General features: G+C 72.3%; 20 protein-coding genes. 11 read left to right on the forward strand and 9 right to left on the reverse strand.

Going from position 1 to position 17,770, the window contains the following annotated elements; all coding sequences use genetic code 11:
* Positions 1–28: 28 nt before the first annotated feature.
* Positions 29–769, reverse strand: coding sequence for a competence/damage-inducible protein A (locus Q0116_RS06685; RefSeq protein WP_297886557.1), 741 nt, complete (start codon positions 767–769; stop codon positions 29–31).
* Between the two features lie 117 nt (positions 770–886).
* On the opposite strand from Q0116_RS06685, the gene Q0116_RS06690 reads away from it, so the two are divergent.
* A complete protein-coding gene (locus tag Q0116_RS06690; protein WP_297886558.1) occupies positions 887–1,870 on the forward strand; it encodes a hypothetical protein in 984 nt (327 codons plus the stop codon).
* 76 nt (positions 1,871–1,946) lie between these two features.
* On the opposite strand, the gene Q0116_RS06695 is transcribed toward Q0116_RS06690, so the two are convergent.
* Positions 1,947–3,119: a tubulin/FtsZ family protein gene (locus Q0116_RS06695; RefSeq protein WP_297886559.1), complete on the reverse strand. Its 1,173-nt coding sequence runs from the start codon at positions 3,117–3,119 to the stop codon at positions 1,947–1,949.
* A 98-nt stretch (positions 3,120–3,217) separates the two neighbouring features.
* Between Q0116_RS06695 and Q0116_RS06700 the strand changes: the two genes are divergently transcribed.
* Together Q0116_RS06700 and Q0116_RS06705 are read left to right on the forward strand one after the other, a co-directional pair.
* Positions 3,218–5,650: a penicillin acylase family protein gene (locus Q0116_RS06700; protein WP_297886560.1), complete on the forward strand. Its 2,433-nt coding sequence runs from the start codon at positions 3,218–3,220 to the stop codon at positions 5,648–5,650.
* Positions 5,647–6,024 (forward strand): hypothetical protein, encoded by a 378-nt coding sequence (locus Q0116_RS06705; RefSeq protein WP_297886561.1) that lies wholly within the window; start codon positions 5,647–5,649, stop codon positions 6,022–6,024. Before Q0116_RS06700 ends, Q0116_RS06705 begins: the two co-directional genes overlap by 4 nt.
* Positions 6,025–6,046: 22 nt before the next feature.
* Here Q0116_RS06705 and Q0116_RS06710 read toward each other — a convergent pair whose 3' ends face one another.
* Positions 6,047–6,409: a cupin domain-containing protein gene (locus Q0116_RS06710; RefSeq protein ID WP_297886562.1), complete on the reverse strand. Its 363-nt coding sequence runs from the start codon at positions 6,407–6,409 to the stop codon at positions 6,047–6,049.
* A 176-nt stretch (positions 6,410–6,585) separates the two neighbouring features.
* Between Q0116_RS06710 and Q0116_RS06715 the strand changes: the two genes are divergently transcribed.
* From Q0116_RS06715 to Q0116_RS06735, 5 genes are all read left to right on the forward strand, one after another.
* Entirely contained in the window at positions 6,586–7,455 is an 870-nt protein-coding gene (locus Q0116_RS06715) for a hypothetical protein (protein WP_297886563.1), read from the forward strand.
* Between the two features lie 87 nt (positions 7,456–7,542).
* Complete coding sequence (locus Q0116_RS06720) at positions 7,543–8,571, forward strand: VOC family protein (RefSeq protein WP_297886564.1); 1,029 nt, start codon at positions 7,543–7,545, stop codon at positions 8,569–8,571.
* 97 nt (positions 8,572–8,668) lie between these two features.
* The gene (locus tag Q0116_RS06725) at positions 8,669–9,526 is read left to right on the forward strand and encodes a TatD family hydrolase (RefSeq protein WP_297886565.1); all 858 of its coding nucleotides are present in this window, start codon (positions 8,669–8,671) and stop codon (positions 9,524–9,526) included.
* Between the two features lie 85 nt (positions 9,527–9,611).
* Complete coding sequence (locus Q0116_RS06730; protein ID WP_297886566.1) at positions 9,612–10,193, forward strand: DUF2150 family protein; 582 nt, start codon at positions 9,612–9,614, stop codon at positions 10,191–10,193.
* Between the two features lie 96 nt (positions 10,194–10,289).
* Positions 10,290–10,772: a DUF456 domain-containing protein gene (locus Q0116_RS06735; RefSeq protein ID WP_297886567.1), complete on the forward strand. Its 483-nt coding sequence runs from the start codon at positions 10,290–10,292 to the stop codon at positions 10,770–10,772.
* Positions 10,773–10,807: 35 nt separating this feature from the next.
* On the opposite strand, the gene Q0116_RS06740 is transcribed toward Q0116_RS06735, so the two are convergent.
* The 3 genes from Q0116_RS06740 to Q0116_RS06750 form a co-directional block, all read right to left on the reverse strand.
* Positions 10,808–11,617: a DUF63 family protein gene (locus Q0116_RS06740; RefSeq protein ID WP_297886568.1), complete on the reverse strand. Its 810-nt coding sequence runs from the start codon at positions 11,615–11,617 to the stop codon at positions 10,808–10,810.
* On the reverse strand, positions 11,617–12,066 hold the full coding sequence (locus Q0116_RS06745) for a universal stress protein (protein ID WP_297886569.1): 450 nt from the start codon (positions 12,064–12,066) through the stop codon (positions 11,617–11,619). Before Q0116_RS06745 ends, Q0116_RS06740 begins: the two co-directional genes overlap by 1 nt.
* 73 nt (positions 12,067–12,139) lie before the next feature.
* Positions 12,140–12,892 (reverse strand): DUF547 domain-containing protein, encoded by a 753-nt coding sequence (locus Q0116_RS06750; RefSeq protein ID WP_297886570.1) that lies wholly within the window; start codon positions 12,890–12,892, stop codon positions 12,140–12,142.
* 101 nt (positions 12,893–12,993) lie between these two features.
* Here Q0116_RS06750 and Q0116_RS06755 point away from each other — a divergent pair, with 101 nt between their 5' ends.
* A complete protein-coding gene (locus tag Q0116_RS06755) occupies positions 12,994–13,512 on the forward strand; it encodes a peroxiredoxin (protein WP_297886571.1) in 519 nt (172 codons plus the stop codon).
* Between the two features lie 2 nt (positions 13,513–13,514).
* Positions 13,515–14,450: a prenyltransferase gene (locus tag Q0116_RS06760; RefSeq protein ID WP_297886572.1), complete on the forward strand. Its 936-nt coding sequence runs from the start codon at positions 13,515–13,517 to the stop codon at positions 14,448–14,450.
* 30 nt (positions 14,451–14,480) lie between these two features.
* On the opposite strand, the gene Q0116_RS06765 is transcribed toward Q0116_RS06760, so the two are convergent.
* Entirely contained in the window at positions 14,481–15,401 is a 921-nt protein-coding gene (locus tag Q0116_RS06765) for a DNA adenine methylase (RefSeq protein ID WP_297886573.1), read from the reverse strand.
* A gap of 98 nt (positions 15,402–15,499) precedes the next feature.
* The gene (locus Q0116_RS06770) at positions 15,500–15,799 is read right to left on the reverse strand and encodes a hypothetical protein (protein ID WP_297886574.1); all 300 of its coding nucleotides are present in this window, start codon (positions 15,797–15,799) and stop codon (positions 15,500–15,502) included.
* A gap of 323 nt (positions 15,800–16,122) precedes the next feature.
* Between Q0116_RS06770 and Q0116_RS06775 the strand changes: the two genes are divergently transcribed.
* Positions 16,123–16,410 (forward strand): hypothetical protein, encoded by a 288-nt coding sequence (locus Q0116_RS06775; protein WP_297886575.1) that lies wholly within the window; start codon positions 16,123–16,125, stop codon positions 16,408–16,410.
* Between the two features lie 102 nt (positions 16,411–16,512).
* Here Q0116_RS06775 and Q0116_RS06780 read toward each other — a convergent pair whose 3' ends face one another.
* Positions 16,513–17,556 (reverse strand): NAD(P)/FAD-dependent oxidoreductase, encoded by a 1,044-nt coding sequence (locus Q0116_RS06780; RefSeq protein WP_297886576.1) that lies wholly within the window; start codon positions 17,554–17,556, stop codon positions 16,513–16,515.
* Between the last annotated feature and the right edge of the window lie 214 nt (positions 17,557–17,770).

Genomic DNA, 17,770 nt, shown 5'->3' on the forward strand with positions numbered 1-17,770 from the left:
TCGCGAAGCGTCGTCGGCCGCTCCCGCGTCACCAGTCGCGAGACACCGGCGTCTCGCTCGCGTCCACGTTCGACAGGAGCCACGCCGCGGCGTCGGCGAGCGCGTCGTCGTCGGTGGCGGTCACCTTCAGCCGGTTGTGCTCCGCCTCGCGGTCGGGGTAACAGCCGACGGCGACGTCGAACCGCTCCATCGCCTCCCGCAGCGCGGGGACGATGTTCGACTCCGGCTCGACGGTGTAGAGGAACCGCGAGCGGCGGTCGCCCGCGAACTCGTCGGCGACGGCCTCGAACGTCGCCTTCAGCTCGTCCGGGATGCCGGGCATGACGTAGACGTTCTCGACCACGCAGCCCGGCGCGAGCCCCGCGTCGGTCACGAGCGGGCGGCTCCCCGCGGGGACCGCCGCCTCGGCCTCGACGTCGACGTCGAACTCGCGGTCGGGGACCCGCTCGCGGATCGCGGCCAGCCGCCGCTCGACGGACTCGCGCGTGAGGTCGGTGGGGCCCATCTCGCGGTCGAACGCGTCCGCGACCGCCTCCATCGTCACGTCGTCGGGCGTACTGCCGATGCCGCCCGTCACGATCACCGCGTCGAAGTCGGCGGCGTACTCCCGGACGCGGTCGGCGATCTCCCCCCTGTCGTCCGGGATCGAGAGGATCCGCGGCACGGCGACGCCGCGCTCGCTCAGCTCCGCGGCGAGCCAGTTGGCGTTCGTGTTCACCGTGTCGCCCGAGAGCAGTTCGTCCCCCACCGTGATCAGCGCGACCTGCATCGACACCCTGTACGGTCGGGCGACGGATGTACGTTTCCCGCCACCGCGCGGGCGGTGCGACGACGCGCGTCCGCACCGACCAGAAAGGCTAACCATTCGATCCGTATACTCCGACTCATGGCCCTCCACGCGGTCGAAGACCTCGAGGAAGCGTTCGGCGTCACCCGGGAGTTCCTGACGCCCGTCACCCCGCGCCGCTGGCTGACGCTCGCGCTCGTCGCCCTCTTCGTCGGCGGCGGCGTGAGTTTCCCGACGGCACAGTTCGGCACGTCGTCGACGTCCGGAGACGTCCCGGTCGGTGAGGTCCCGTCAGCCCTCCCGGTCGACCTGCTGACGCTCGCCGTCGCGGCCGTCGGCGTCGGACTGCTGTTCCTCGCCGTAGTCGCGCTGATCGGAGCGGTCATGGAGTTCGTGCTGATCGAGTCGCTCCGCACCGGCGAGGTGACGCTCCGACGCTACTGGCGCCGGCGGTGGCGGCAGGGGCTCCGCCTGTTCGGGTTCCGGATAGCGATCGGACTCCCGACGCTCGCGCTGTTCGGCGGCTGGGCCGCGCTGCTCGTCGTGCCGGTCCTGACCGGGCGCGACCCCGGATTCTCCGCCGCGGCGTTTTTGATCGGGATCCCCCTTTTGAGCCTCGTCAGCGTCGCGTACGCGTTGGTGTCGGGGTTCACGACCGTGTTCGTCGTGCCGCTCATGATCCAGTCGGACTCGGGCGTCCTCGCGGCGTGGCGTCGCCTCTGGCCGTCGATCAAGCGTTCGTGGAAACAGTACCTGGCGTACGTCGTCGTCGCGTTCCTGTTGACGGTCGCGACCGGGATCGTCGTCTCGGTCGTCGTCGGCATCGTCGCGGTCGTACTCCTCGTCCCCGTCCTCGTCGCGGTCGCGGTCGTTCACGCGACCGTCTCGGTGACGTCGCCGATCGGACTGGTCCTCCTCGTTCCCATCGCGTTGCTGTTCGGCGTCGCGGTGCTCGCGGTCGGAGCGCTCGCGCGGGTCCCCGTCGTGACGTATCTCCGATACCACGCGCTGCTCGTGCTCGGCGACGTCGAGGAGTCGTTCGACGTCCTCGCCGATCGGCGGCCGTTGGTCGCGGATCCGTGACGAGTCCGGCTCGGCGACACCGCGCCGCTCGGGACCGAGACGGCGCTTCGAACCCCGCCGAGCGGCCGAGGCGCGCTCAAAACAGCGACTCCAACTCCCCGTCGCTGTCCATCAGATCCGCGAAGCGGTCCTCGCTCTCGTCGGTGATCTCGCCCAGGTTCCGTTGCGCCTCGATCGCGACCTGCTGAAGCTCCTTGACCCGCGGGACGTTCGTCACGCCGCCGAGCAGCACGAGCGCCGCGACCGTGCCCTCGCCGCGTCGCGGGTAGTCGCCGCCGCGGACCTCCATCGAGCCGGTCTGTTCTTCGAGCCACTTGCGACCGTGTTCGATCCCCTTCCGGTTGAGGTACGCCGGCGGCCCGGCGACGACGAGCAGCGCGCGCTCCGTGCCGCTCACCTCACAGGGCAGGGTGAGCCGACCGAGCGTCGCTTTCCGGACGAGGCTCGTGACCCGGTTGGTGGCCTCCGTGCTGTCGATCCCGTCAGTCGAATCGTCGCGGAGCCGCGACAGCAATCCCGACCGCTTCGGTTCGTCCACCTCGACGTCGGCGTACCCCAGCGACGAGATGCCGCCGCCCTTGAGCGTGTTGATGATCTCGGAGGAGTCGACCACGCTCTCGGCCACGTCGCTCCCCTCGGTGATCTCGCCGGCGCTGAACAGCACGCCGAACCGCTGGACCAGCTCCCTGTTGATGGCGTCGAACCCCTCCCCGACGGACTCGCCCGAACTGCGCCACGCGTCGTTGTCGAACAGCATGAGGTTGTCCACCTCGTCGACGAACGTCTTGAGCGAGCGGGCGGCGTTCAGCGTGTAGATCCCGCCCTCGTCGCGACCGGGGAGGATGCCGAGCCCGTACACGGGTTCGGTGTAGATCCGTTTGAGGTTCTTCGCGATCACGGGTGCGCCGCCCGACCCCGTCCCGCCGCCCAGCCCCGCGACGACCAGGAACGCGTCTATCTCGTGGACCGGCACCGAGTCGAGCGCCCCCTGGATCTCGTCGATGTCCTCCTCGGCCACTTCAGCGCCCAGTTCGTTGTCCGCGCCCACGCCGTGGCCCTTGACTCGCGACTGCCCGATCAGGATCCGGCGGTCAGTCGGGAGGCGGTCGATTCCGTCGAGATCCGCCTTCGCCGTGTTGACCGCGATCGCTCCGCGAACGATGTCCGCGCCCGTCTCCGCGTCGTAGGCCAGGAACTCGTCGACCACCTTCCCGCCCGCCTGTCCGACCCCGATCAATGCGAGTTTCATGTGAACACACCGCACGTATCTACGCGGGTCAGACAGATAAAGGTTCGAAGCGGAGTCCGATCCAAATTATAATGAAGGACCGCGGCATCGCTTGGGAGGTGACACGTGACACCACGCGCCGCGCGGTCCTCGCGAGCGTTCTCGCGGCCGGCAGCGCCGGGCTGGCGGCGAGCGACGCGGCCGACCTCCTCGACTCGTTTGCGCCGCTGTCGGGCGAGGCGTGGGACGCGGCCGACCGCTCCCTCCCGGAGACCGTCGAGAGCCCGCACGGGGCGGCGACGGTCGCCCGCGACGAGTTCGGCGTCCCGCAGATCGAGGCGGACGAGGAGCCGGCTGCGTACTTCGCGGTCGGCTACTGTCAGGCGTTCGACCGTCTGTTCGCGATGGACCTCCAGCGACGGGTGATGCGGGGCCGCCTCTCTGAGGTGATCGGCGAGGCGACGCTCGACAGCGACGAGTTCAACGTCGCGATGGGGTTCGCGGACGCCGCCGAGGCGACGTGGGACGTCGTCGCGGAGACGCGCGCCGGCCCGCTCGTCGAGGCGTTCGTCGACGGCGTCAACGCCGCGATGGAAGACCTGCCGCTCCCGCTGGAGTTCGAGCTGATCGGCTACGAGCCGGCGCCGTGGACGCCGGTCGACTCGATGCTGATGGAGAAGCAGATCTCGTGGACGCTCACCGGCGACTTCGGCGAACTGCGGCGGGCGCTGGTCGCCGAGCATCTGGGCGCGGACCGCGCGGCGACGCTGTTCCCGACGCGGTACGATCACGACGACACGATCCTCGACGGGACGGAGACCCGGCTCGGCGGGAGCGCCGAGCGCGTCCGCGACGCGAGCGATCGCGCGTCGGACGGCGGGCCGAGCGACTCCGTCGGCCCCGTCGACCCCGAGTTGGCCGACTGGCTCTCCGGCTTCGAGTCGCCGACGGGCGTCGGCTCGAACAGCTGGGTCGTCTCCGGGGAGCGGACCGCGAGCGGGACGCCGACCGTCGCGTACGACCCGCACCTCTCGCTCCAGGCGCCGCCGCTGTGGTACGAGCAGTCGGTCGACACCCCCGAGCGCTCGGTGCGGGGCGCGACGTTCTCGGGCGTCCCGTTCGTCATCGCGGGCGCGAACGACCGCGGGACGTGGTCGTTCACCAACCTCGGCGCAGACGTGCTGGACTGTTATCGGTACGACATCGACGACGCGGGCGACCGCTACCGGTACGACGGGGAGTGGCGCCCATTCGAGACCGACGAGCGCGAGTCGATCCCGGTCGCCGGCGGCGAGGACCGGGAGGTCCGCGTGCGGCGCACCGTCCACGGTCCCCTGATCGAACGCGAGGGGGAGACGGTCGGCGTCGCGTGGACCGGCCACACCGCGACGCGGACCACGGTCGCCATCGAGGCGTACGGGCGCAGCGGGGGGATAGACGACCTGCTCGAAGCGACGCGCGACTTCGACCTGCCGACCCAGAACCTCGTGTACGCGGACGCGGACGGCCGGACCCTCTACTTCGCGACCGGCCGGCTGCCGATCCGCCGCACCGACGGGGAGGTCGTCGACGGCGACCGGATCTTCGACGGCACCGCGGGCGAGGGCGAGTGGAGCGGCTTCGAACCCTTCGGCGAGTCCTCGTGGGAGGGGTTCGTCCCCTTCGCGGAGAAGCCGCACGCGATCGACCCCGACGTCCTCTCGACGGCCAATCAACGCCCGATCGACGACCCGACCCACTACGTCGGCGTCAGCTACGCGGCCCCGTACCGCGGGTCCCGGATCGCCGACCGACTTGACGCGGCGACCGGCGACGAGGGGTCGACGGACCCCGGCTTCCACCGCGCCCTCCAGAACGACGTGCGCGACGGGCGCGGCCCGGAGTTGGTCCCCGAGCTGGTCGCCGCGGTCCGCGACCGCGACGACCCGGATCCGTCGCTCGTCGACGCCGCGGACGCCCTCGACGAGTGGGACTACCGGATGACGCGCGGCTCGCGCGCAGCGCTGCTGTTCGCCCGCTACCTCCCGCACTTCCGCGAGCGCGTCTTCGGCCCGACGTTCGCCGACGCCGACCTCGGCGAGGGGTACTACCCGAGCGACTGGACGCTCGCGCGGCTGCCCGACGACGACCCGCTGTTCGACGGCCGGTCGCGGGCCGCCCTCGCGGTGCGAGCGCTCCGCGACGCGCTCGACGAAGTCGAGGCGGAGGGGTGGGAGACCTACGGCGACTACAACACCACGCGGTCGATGAGCCATCCGCTCGGCGGCGAGGCGCCGTTCCTGAACTACGAGTCGCTGCCGGCGGACGGGTCGCCCGCGACCGTGAAGAACTACCGCGTCGGCTCCGCGGTCGGGTCGAGCTGGCGGATGATCGTGCGGCCGGGCACGGACGCGACGGCGGTCCTGCCGGGCGGGAACTCCGGCGACTACTTCTCCGAGCACTACGACGACCAGCTCCGGCGGTGGCTCGGCAACGACCAGCGGCCGATGCCGCTCGGCGGGGGCGGCGAGCCGGCGGTGCGGTTCGAGCCGTCGACGGAGGGGTCGCAGTGAGCGACTCCCCGCCGCGTCCGGCCGACGCGCCGTCCTCGGCCGATCCCGCGTCGCTCCTCGACCGCGTCCGGACGGAACCGAGACCGCACGCGGCCGCGCTCGTCGCCGCGGTCGGGGTCGGCGTCGCGCTCGCGATCGTTCACTGGGTCGGGCTGATCGCCGCGGGGGCGCTCGCGTCGCTCGTCGCCCCGACGGTCCGCCGCGGGGTCGGCTACGCGCTCGGCGCGGGGGTCGTCGCCCTCGCGGCGTTCGCGGTCTCGCTCGGCCCGTCGGCCGCCGCGGTGCCGGGGATGCGTCCGGTCGTCTACCTCGCGGTCGGCGCGGGGCTGGTACTTCCCCTGTTCGGCTCGCTCGCGCGGGCCGTCGTCCCGTGAGCGAGGTCGCGGGGACCGAGTCCTAGTCCAGGCGTTCTACTTCGGCGGTCTCGTCCGTCTCCGCGTCGCCCGTGTTGCGGGTCCCGCTCGGTTCGAACAGCACGATCTCTGCCTCCGGTTCGGCGACCGGGCGGTGCTCGGTGCCGCGCGGAACGACCGTGAACTCCCCCGCCTCCAACACCGCGTCGTCCGCCTCGCGGAACTCGATCCGGAGCCGCCCCGAGTGGACGAGGAACAGCTCGTCGGCCGCCTCGTGGCTGTGCCAGACGAACTCGCCGTCCGCCTTCGCGAGCTTGACCGCCTGCCCGTTGAGCTCGCCCGCGAGCCGCGGGGACCACGTCTCGTCGAACGAGTCGAACGCGTCGGTGAGGGAGACCGGCTCCATACCGTCGGTCGGCGGCGGAGCGGTAAAGTCGCTGTCCACCGGCACGGGGGAGCGGGCAGTCGCGGGCGACGGAGCCTCGCCAGAATATATACCACTCCGGAGCGGTGCCGACCGCTCCGGACGGCGGCGGACGCCTCATATAAGCGTTTACGGGGGGACTGAGCGTGTCGCGACGTATGACAGCGACCCACGCGGACGGCGAGAGCGATCCGGTCCGGGCGGCGCGAGCGGAGCTCCGAGTCGAGCGGCGCCGGGTCGTCGATGAGCGCGAGGCGTTCCGCGCGTTCAGGGTTCGGGTGTCGTCGATCCCGGACGAGAGCGCGAACGCCGGCCCGCCCGACCCCGCCGCGGCCGACGGGTTCGCGGGCGTGAGCGGCGCGGTCGGCGGCGCAGTCGGCGGCTCGGGGGGCGGAGCGGCGTCGCCCGGCTCCCGGCTGGTGGCGGTGCGCGACGCGTACCGCGCCACGGTGATGTCGGTCCCGCACTACGAGACGGAGTACGACGACACCTACGAGCGGAGCGTCGCCGAGGAGTTCGGCCCGGAGCTCGCCTACGCGCTCACTCGGACGAACTGCTTCCACGAGGAGTACAAGCAGTCGCTGCTGAGCGCCGTCGAGACCGCGGTCCGGGATCGCGAGGCGTTCATCGACGCCGTCGAGTCGGAGATCGAATCGGTCGAGCGCGCGGGGTCCCGGCTCGACCCGATCCGGAGCGAGATCGACGCGATCGAGGACGAGATCGGCGTTGCCGGGAGCGAGGGAGTTGACGATGCCGACGTCGACGCCCCCGGGTTCGGTGCGCTCGACGCCTGCCGGACCCGAACGGAGGCGCTGCGCGACGACTGCGACCGCATCGCGGGCCGCCGCCAGCGCGTGCTCGCGGACCACCGGCGACGGCTCGCGATCGGTGACGACCTCGACCTCCCGGCGTACTGCTACCAGGGTCTCGACGTCACGTACCCGGTTCTCTCGGCGGTCGGCGCGGTCGGCGACCGCCTCGACTCCCTCCGGACACGGATCGAACGGGCGATGGCGCAATCCGGCTGACCGATCGCCCCGTCGCCCCTCCGCGTCCGAACCCGGTAACATCCGCGTCCGCGCCGATTCAAGTCGGTCCGCGACGTACGGGAGGGTATGAGCGACACGTCAGACGCGACCGACGCCGGAACCGGGGACGGCCCGACGCCGACCCCCGGGATCCACCACGTGACCTGCGTCGCGGGCGACCCGCAGCGGAACCTCGACTTCTGGACCGAGACGCTCGGCCTCCGGCTCGTCAAGCGCTCGATCAACCAGGACGACCCCGGGACGTACCACTTCTTCTACGGGGACGCCGAGGGCACGCCCGGCACCAGCATGACGTTCTTTCCGTGGACGGAGCTCCCCGAGGGCGCGGTGGGCGCGGGACAGGTCTCCCGCACCGCGTTCCGGGTGCCCGAGGGGAGCCTCGGCTACTGGGAGGAGCGCTTCGACGACCGCGGCGTCGACTACGACGCCCGCGAGGAGCGCTTCGGCGAGACGGTGCTCCCGTTCCGCGACCCAGACGGGCTCCCCGTCGAGCTGGTCGCGGTCGAGATTCCCGACGACGACCCGACGACGGCCTGGACCGCGTTCGTCCCCGGATCGGCCGCGATCCGCGGGTTCCACTCCGTGACGCTGTGGCTCGGCGACGCCGAGCGGACCGAGCGTCTCCTCCGAACGATGGGGCTGACGGAGACCGAGTCCGCGGCCGACGCCGCGACCGACACCGAGCGCACCCGCTTCGCGGCCGAGGGTCCGGTCGGGAAGTACGTCGACGTCGTGGAGACGGACCGGCAGGGGAGCTCCGGCCGCGGCACGGTCCACCACGTCGCGTTCCAGACGCCGACCGACGCCGACCAGTCCGGGATGCGCGACGCGGTGGCCGGGATGGGCTTGCGCCCGACCCAGCAGATCGACCGCCACTGGTTCCGGTCGGTCTACTTCCGGGAGTTCGCGGGCGTCCTCTTCGAACTCGCCACCGCCGAGCCCGGCTACGCGAGCGACGAGCCGCTCGACGCGCTCGGCGAGCGGCTGGTGTTGCCCGGGCAGTTCGAGGGCCGTCGCGAGGCGATCGAGGCCGAACTCCCCGACGTGACGGTCCCCCGACCCGACACGGGGTTCGCGGCGAACCGCGCTGACTGAGCGCGCTCTGGGCAGCGGAGTCGTCGCGCTCGCGACGGTCGCCGTTCCGACCGCCGCGGACCGATCCTTCTAATCGCGCGCGGCCGAACGGTCGCCCATGACAGAGGACCTCGGCACGCCGGTGTTGGACGACCACCTCCACCTCGACCCCCGACACGGCCGCGGGATCGAGGCCGTCGAGGAGTTCGTCCGGCTCGGCGGCACCCATCTGCTCGTGGTGAACAAACCCTCGTGGCTGCTGGGCGTCGAGCCGGACGAGCCGGACGACTTCCGGGCGGTCTTCGAGGAGACGCTGGAGACGGTCGCGGCCGCGACGGAGGTCCTCCCGGGGCGCGCGTGGCCCGTCCTCGGCGTCCACCCCGGGCTGATCAGCCGGCTCGTCGACGAGCGCGACTTCGCGCCCGAGGAAGCGCGCGACCTCATGCGCGGCGGGCTCGGGGTCGCGAGCGAGTACGTCGCCGACGGCGACGCGCTCGCGCTGAAGTCCGGTCGGCCGCACTACGACGTGCCCGAGGCGGTCTGGGAGGCGTCGAACGCGGTCACGCGGCGGGCGTTCGAACTGGGCGCGGAGGTCGACTGCGCGGTCCAGCTCCACACCGAGGCCACGGAGGACCTGACCGACCTCGCCGCGGTCGCCGAGGAGTCGGGCCTCGACCCCTCGCGCGTCGTCAAACACTACGCGGCCGGCGAACTGGCGGGCGTCACCCCGAGCGTGATGAGCGACAAGGAGCGGCTGGAGCGCGCCGCCGAGGCGGGCGCGCCGTTCCTGATGGAGACCGACTTCGTCGACGACCCGGACCGCCCGGGGATGGTGCTGGGGCCGAAGACCGTCCCGCGCCGCGTCCGGTGGCTGCTGGAGGCGGGGCACGACGAGGCGGTCCGCCGGGCGCACGTCGAGACCCCCCGAGCCGTGTACGGGATCGACACCGAGGCGACGCTGGAGCGCGAGGCCTGAATCCGACGGTTCACGCGAGTGAGACGCCCTCTCGGGCGGCGATCGATAGGAAAGGCATTTGAGTTGGCCGGGCGACGTACGGGACATGACCGACGACGACGCCGTTGAAACGTTCTATACCGACGAACGCTGGCAGAACTGGCTCGACAGGCTCGCCGAGGAGGACCTCGACCCCGAGAACGAGGACTCCGCGCGGCTCCTCTTGAACCTCCAAGACGACGCCGCGATCGCCGTGGCGAAGGTGCTCGCCGCGTTCGACGACGACCGCATCGACGAGGAGCGCGCGGTCGAGGAGGTCCGCGACATCCGCGACATCGTCCTCGCCGACGTCGAGTTCGACGACGAGGACAAGGTGATGCTGATCGACGGCGTCCAGACCTCGCTCGTCCCCGTCTTCTACGCGGCCGAGGAGTACCTCGTCGGCGGCGTCGTCGACGGCGACGTGAGCGAGTTCGTGCGCGCGGCCGCCGAGGCCGAGGAGGGCGACGACCTCGACGCCGCGCTCGGCTACGTCGTCCAGGCCGGGACGCGCGTCGTCGACGGCGAGGCCCTCGACATCGAGCTCGTCGAGGACCTGGAGTACGGCCTCGTCTCGGAGTGGGTCAACGGGCTCGACTCGCTCCAGTCGGCCATCGAGGACCCGGAAGTCGTCGAAGAAGAGGACTGACGGCGTCGGCCGAGCGTCCCCGCGCCCCCGACCCTCCTCCCCGCCCCCCGCTCGTCCGAGGTAAACCGTTTTGCGCACGCGCGACGTCCGGACCGTATGGTCTCCCTCGCGGCCGGACTGGCGATCGCGCTGCTCGTCGTCTGGACGGCCAGCGCCTTCGTCCCGTTCGTGCCGAGCGGCGTCCTCGCGGCGCTCACCGTCGTCGGGTACGCGTACACCACCGGCTTCGCCGAGCCGGGCCTCGCCGCGCTCGTCGCGCTCGTCCTCGTCTCGCTCCTCGCCTCCGCCGTGGACCTCCTGTCCGGCATGGTCTCCGGGCGGCTCGGCGGCGCGTCGACCCGGACCGTCGTCGTCGGCACGCTGATCGGCGTCGTGCTGCTGATCCCGCTCGGCCCGATCGGACTCGTCGTCGGATTGGCCGGGACCGTCTTCGCCGTCGCGCTCTACGGGAACGGCGACGACCCCGAGGCCGCCGCCCGGCAGGCGGCGTACGCGGCCGTCGGCGTCCTCGCCAGCGCGTTCGTCCAGGCGGTGATGCTGGCGAGCGTCGCGGTCGTGTTCGCGCTCGCCGTCTGGTGAGGAGAGAGGGCGGAGCGGCGGCGGTTCTCCGCCGGTCAGGCCGCCACGGAGAACAGCAGGAGGTTGTGCGCCGCCGGGCCGAGCCCCATCGCGGCGACGAACCCGAGGAGGAGGAACCCCTCCGCCGGCGTCTCCCGGACGTACGCCGCGAACAGCCAGACGACCGCGGTCGCGACGACGAGCTTCACGAGGAGGAACAGCCACCCGTCGCCCAGCACCGGCACCGACGGGAGCCCGCCGACTTCGAGCAGGATCCGCGAGACCGGCGTGCGCTCGCCGAATCCGAGCTGCGTCGTGCCGACCGCGGTCGAGACGCCGTCGAGCGCGTGCCCGAACACGGCGAGGGCGCCGATCCCGCCGGTGACCGCGGCCTCCGGTCGGAGGCGCGTCAGGCCGAGCCAGGCGAGGGCGGCGACCGGGACGGTGAGCGCGAGCGCCACCGCCGACCAGCGCGCGCCGGCGGGGGAGAGGCCGGTCCCGACCGCGACCGCGACGACCGGGACGAGACAGAGCGCGCCGGCGGCCGCGAGGGTCGCCGACACGCGGTCCGGGCGGGCGGCGTCGGCGGCGAGCCACGCCGCGCCCGCGAGCGACCCGACCGTGAGGTAGACCGTCGGCGAGCCGGCGAACGGCGCGAGCGAGGCCGGGAGCGCGTCGACGACGTAGAGGACGTGGGCCGCGGAGCCGAGCGCCATCCACGGGCCGAGCGCGAGCACGCGCCGGCCGGTGACGCGCGGGCGCCGCCGGCGGAGCGCGGCGACGACCCCGCCGGTCGCGAGCAGGACGACGAGGAGGTGCGGGAGCGGCGGGAGGGTCGTGCCCGCCGGGAGGAGGCCGCCGACCATCAGACGGACAGGACCGGCTGGCTCGCGTACAGCAGGACGTACTCGGCGGCCTTCCCGAGCACCTCGCCGGGGTCGCCGGAGACCGGCTCGCGCGGGACGACGATGAAGTCCGACTCCAGCTCCTCGGCGGTGTCGAGGACGACGCTGCCGGGGTGGACGGTCTTCACCGACGTGGAGAAGCCGTAGGCGATGGAGTTGCTGTGGCTCACGCCGGCCGACTCCGCGCGGCGGGCGACGGAGTCGGTGAACGCCTCGGAGTCGTCGGCCACCTCGCTCTCGTCGACGACGCCGTGGTCGATCGCGCGGACGACATCCTCGTCTAAGACGTACAGCGCGTGGACGCTCGCCCCGTACTCGCTCGCGAGCGCGATGGCGTAATCGACCGCCTCGTGTGACTCCTCGCTGCCGTCGACGGGCACGAGGACGAGGTCGATGTCGAGATCGGTCATACGCGGGCCGTCGGCGGGGGAGGTGAAAAAGCCCGCCCAATACCCGCGGACCGTCGCGACCGAGCGCTCGGCGTCAGTCTCCTCCGCGGAACGGATCCAGCGACGGCGTCCAGTCGTACTCGCGGTACCGGACGCGCGGGGCCGCGTCCGCCTCGATCACGCCGTATCGGCGAAGCCAATCTCGGATCCCGCTCGTCCCGCCGAAGTCGCCGCGGTACCACAGCATGAGCCGCGGCACCCGGGCGGTGCCGTCCGCGACGACCGTCTCGCCCCGCAGGTACGTCTCGGCGGCGCGGTCGAGCCGCTCGGCGACCGTCGCCGGCTCGTAGGCGAAGACGGCCGGACAGGCGGCGGCCCCGCAGTTGAGCGCGAAGTGGATCCGGGGGTCCGGCTCGGCGACGCGGTGCCGGCGGACGAACGCCGACGGGAACGGGTCGGGCAGGTACCCGAGGCCGTACTTCCACTGCGAGCGGCGGAGGATCCCGTGCTCGATCTCGTCGAGGCTCAGGTCGGTGCCGGCGACGGAGACGACCGGCGCGCCGAAGAAGCGGCGTCGGTCCGACAGCCGCGTCGGGTCGTCGAGGAGGGCGTCGCCGGTGGCCCCGTTGTAGACGTTGATCCAGAACGAGAGCCGCTCCGCGGCGTCGAGGGCGTCCAGTGCGGCCGGCGGCAGCGCGTCCAGCCGTCGCCGAGCCGAGTCGACGTCCCCGTCCGTCCGAACGGCGCGGAGGAACTCCCGGGCGGCGTCGACCGGAGCGGGCTCCGCGGCCGCGTCGCTCCGGTCTCCGACGGTCGTCCCCTCGTCGGTCGCGCCGCGTTCGGCCATAGCGTGTAAACGAGCCGCACAGTCCTATATGTGGCCCCGTTCCGCGCGCGGCGCGTCACACCGGCTGCCAGTTTATTCGGCGTGAGCCCGTAACGGAGGGTATGAGCGACGCCCAGACGTCCGCCGATGCGGTCCCCGACTTCGAGTTACCCAACGCGGGGGCGGGTCCCGACCCGTTCGCCCTCTCCGCCGCGGCCGCGGACCACGACACCGACGCGATCGTGCTCCTGTTCCAGCGGGACTACCACTGCGGGAACTGCCGCAAGCAGGTCCAGGCGATCGCCGACCGGTACGACGAGTTCGAGGCCCTGAACGCGACGGTCGTCTCCGTGCTCCCCGAGCCCCCGGACCGGGCCCGGTCGTGGCAGGAGTCGTACGACCTCCCGTTCCCGCTGCTGGCCGACCCCGAGGCGGACGTGAGCGACGCGTACGACCAGCCCGTGCGGTTCGGGATCCTCGGGTCGCTCCACGACCTCGTGGGGCGGATGCCGGTGGCATTAGTTCTCGACGTCCGCGCCGGCGAGCCGGCCGTCGCGTACACGTACGAGGGGCGGATGCCCGCCGACCGCCCCGAGATCGAGGACCTGCTGGCCGAGGTCCGCGCGCTGGGCGGCGACTGACGATGGACCGGCGCGTCCCCGCCGCGCTCTGGCGGCTCTCGCGACCGTCGCAGCTCGCGCTGATAGCCCTCGTGTACGCGCTCGGCGTCGCGATGGCGTACGGCCGCGGCCACGGCGGGACGACAGTCGCGCCGCGGGTCTGGTTCGGACTGGTCGCGCTGTTGCCGGTCGCGGCGAGCGTCCACTACGCGAACGAGTACGCCGACATCGAGACCGACGCGCTGACCGACCGCACCCCGTTCTCCGGCGGGAGCGGCGCGTTGGTCGACACGGGGCTCCCGCGGGGACTCGCGCTGCGCGCCGGGATCGTCACCGGCGGGCTCGGGGTCGGACTCGTCGGATTCGGGATCGCGAGCGAAAGAACCGGACTCACAGGCGAGCCCGTCTTCCCCCTGACGGCCGCAACGCTCCTCGCGGGGATCCTCGTCGCCGGCTGGCAGTACTCGGTCGGGCCGCTCCGCCTCGCGTGGAACGGGCTCGGAGCGCCGACAAACGCGCTCCTCGGCGGCGTCGCGCTCCCGCTGTACGGGTTCGCGGTCGTCGCGGGCGAGGTCACGCTCCCCGCCGCGCTCGCGACGCTCCCGTTCGGCGTCGTGGTGTTCGTGAACCTCCTGGAGACGACGTGGCCCGACCGGCGAGCGGACGCCGCGGTCGGAAAGCGGACGCTCGCCACGCGCTGGTCCTCCCGGCGGCTGCGGGTCGCGTACGGGGTCGGTGGCGCGGCCGCCGCGGTCGTGACCGTGGCGCTCGCCGGGCGGGTGGTCCCGCCGGTCGTGACCGGGGCGACGCTGCTCCCGCTGATCGGACTCGTCCCCGGCTATCGGCGCTTCACGCGGTGTGACGAGCCGCTGCCCGCGGTGGCGACGATGGTCGCGCTGGCGGCCGCGACGACGGTCGGGTGGGGGCTCGTCGCGGTCGGAATCGGTCCGGGCGCGTAGCGAACCCGGGGGCGTCGGATCGCGCCGCCCTCAGTACCGGGTGAGCTCCCGCTGATCTGCCTCCCGGCGCTCGGCGGGCGGGACGTTCGTCGCGACGATCTCGTCGACCGCGTCGCGGCCGTCGGCGTCGCTGTTGATCGCCCGGGTCGCGTCCTCGCGGTCGACGCGGAAGCCCGCGTCGGCGTACGCGTCGTACATCACGCCGCTGTTCGAGAGCACGACCCAGACGCCGGCGTCGTCGAGTTCGGCCGCGACGTCGAGCAGGCGGCGCTGGTCCTCGCGGTCGAACCCCGACGCGCTGTACTCGTTGAAGTTCGCCGTCGCGCTCATCGGCTCGTACGGGGGGTCGAAGTAGACCAGATCGCCAGCCTCGGCGGCGTCGAGGACGTACGCGAAGTCGCCTCGGCGGACCTCGGCGTCGGCGAGGAGGTCGCTCGCCCGGCGGACGCGCTCGCGCTGGACCCAGTCGGGGTCGGCGTACCGACCGATCGGGACGTTGAAACCGCCGTCCGCGTTCTCGCGGTAGAGCCCGTTGTAACAGGTCCGGTTGAGGTAGCACAGCAGCGCCGCCTCCTCGAGCGGGTCGAACTCGCCCTCGTACGGCCGGCGGTTGAACCGCGCGCGCTGCTGGTAGTAGTAGGCGTCCACCTCCCGCCCGCGCGCCGTCTCCTCGGCGTACGGGAGGGCCGGGTCCGGGTCGCTCTCGGGGTCGTCGAACGACGCGAGCCGGGCGATCAGCTCGTCGGGGCGGTCGCGGACCTGCTCGTAGAAGTTCACGAGCCGCGGGTTCGCGTCGTTGATCGTGGCGCGGGGCGGTTCCAGGTCGAAGAAGACGGCCCCGCCGCCGACGAACGGCTCGTGGTACCGGCCGAACTCCGCCGGGAAGCGGGCGTACAGCTCGTCGAGCAGCTGCCGCTTCCCGCCGGCCCACTTCAGGATCGGTTCGGCCATCGCTGTCGGGTGTCGCCCGCGCCGAATGATAAACGTCTCGGGCCGCGTCCGCGGCGGTCGGCTACGGGGTCGGTCCCGCGCCGGACCGTCCGCGGCGGTCAGTCGTCGGAGGGCTCGACGTCCGGCATCGGGAGGTCGGCGACGTGACTCGCCGCCTCCTCGAAGTTCGGCCCGGGCTCGATGGTGCCGGCCTCGCGGTCCCACTCGATGTAGCCCGCCTCCTCCAGCGCCGGGAGATGCGTCTCGCGGAGCTCGGCGGCGATCTCGTCGGCCCGCCCGCGGACGCGCAGGTCCGCGACCGTCTCTACGGTGCCGTCGGCGAGGCCGGCGAGCACGCGCCCGCGCTCCGGCGATCCGACGACGGTCGCTGAATCGGTGGTGGGGGTATCGAGTGTCATCGTGTCTGTCCGTATGTACGGGATCGGTCGGAGCGAAATAAAAGCACCGGCGAACGCGGTCCGCACCGCCGTGCGAGCGCGGTGCTCCCGCCGGTCTCGCGAGCGCTCGTCGGGACTGACACGTTCCCGTGACAGCGGATCTCGCGGCAGTCCGTGCCGCCAATTTACAGATAGTTGAGAAGTGTACCAACGAGTACCATGGTACGCCTTACACCGCATGAACGACCGTTTCGGATGGTTTACGGGCGTGTTCCATGGTATCGTTTCTCAAAACCTATTTGGAAAGTGAAAGGTTTTAGTCGTCGGAGTGCGTACGGTGAGATATGTACCAAGGCTCCATCACGCCGGCGGAGGCTCATCGCCCCATCGGCTCCGACTCGCCCCCGGGCAGCCGCTCGCCGCTGGGGACGCTCGTGTTCCTCGCGCTCGTCCTCGCCCCGTTCGTCGCGTTCGCCTACCCCGTCGCGACCGTCGCGCTGCTGACCGGGACCGTCGCGCTCGCCGTCCTGTCGCGGTCCGTCCTGCGGACCCTGCGCCGGCGCGACGGCCGCGTCCAGACGCTCACGCTCCCCGGCCTGGGGACCGTCGAGTACCGCATCACGAAGAACTGACCGCCCGGCCGCGGGCCGGCGGCTCGCAGAACCGCTTTTCGAAAAAGCTCGTTCGCACAGCGGCGACGCCGGGATCGGACGCGACGCCGCCGCACTCTCTCCTTACAGCCCGTACGCCACGCGCTCGCCCACGTCGAGGCCGTTCGCGAGGGCGGCGTGGAGCCGCGCCTCGCCGGCGACCCAGTCGCCGAGCAGGTAGAGCCCTTCGTCGCGCGCCGAGTCGACGGGGCCGCTATCGACGCCCTCGTCGGGGAGCGCGTAGCGCCACCCCTGGTGGTCCGTCCACGCGGGGTCGGCCAGCCGCTCGTCGCCGACGACGTCGGCGGCGTGGTCAGCGAGCGCGGCGACGTTCTCGGCGGGGTCGTCGTCGTAGTGCTCGGTCGACCACGCGCCGCTCGCCTGGACGACGAGCAGCGTCTCGCCGTCGGGGACGTGCCCGGCCTTACACTCCTCGCGCGAGATCCAGCCGACCGGGTGCTCCTTGTCGGTGTTGACGAGGGCGTAGTACGGCACGTCGAGCGCGAACGGGTAGCGCAACACCGCGGTCCAGACGCTGCCGTACGCGACGTCGCCGACCGCCTCGACGAGCGTCTCGCGGAGCGGGTCGTCCCACTCGGCCGTCCGGAGGAGCTCCGCCGTCTGCGGCGCCGGCGGATTCAGGAGGAGGACGTCGAACGGGCCGTGGGTCTCGCCGTCCGCGTCGTCGAGCTCCCACCGGTCCTCGGGGCGCGTCCGCCGGACCGTCTCGACGCGGGTCCGCCGGTGGACGGTCGCGTCGGTGCGACCGAACAGGCGCTTCGCGATCTGGGTGAGCCCCCGCCGGTAGCTCCACTTGTGGTCGTCGGCGTCGCGGCCCGGCGACACCGTCTCGTCGACGTCGAAGGTGTACACCGGCTCCGTCACCTCGACGAGCCCCTCGTCGTCGAGCGTCTCGGTGATCAGCTCGACGACGCGGTCGTCGTCGCTCTTCAGGTAGTTCGCCCCGTAGTCGTACGTGAGGTCGTCGTGGCGGCGGGTCGCCGCGCGCCCGCAGAGCCCGCCCGACTTCTCTAACACGGTCACGTCCGCGTCGGGCACGGTCCTGTCGATGACGAACGCCGCCGCGGCCGCCCCCGCGCCCGCGCCGACGATGCCTACGTCTGTCACACCGACCGTTGGGGCCGGGACCACTTAACCGGTCGCGTGCGGCGGGAGAGCGGAGACCCTATCCTGGGCGACGACCCGGAGAGAGGGCCCGATCAGTCGTCGTCCGGAGCGACGATCACGACCGGGGCGTCGACGCCGCGTCGGCGGCCTCGGCGGTCGCCACGATCCGCTCGCCTCCAACGACGCGTTTTAATCGGTCACTCCAGACAGTACC

Origin of the sequence: uncultured Halorubrum sp. (assembly GCF_937146585.1) — an archaeon.
Classification (GTDB): Archaea; Halobacteriota; Halobacteria; order Halobacteriales; family Haloferacaceae; genus Halorubrum; species Halorubrum miltondacostae.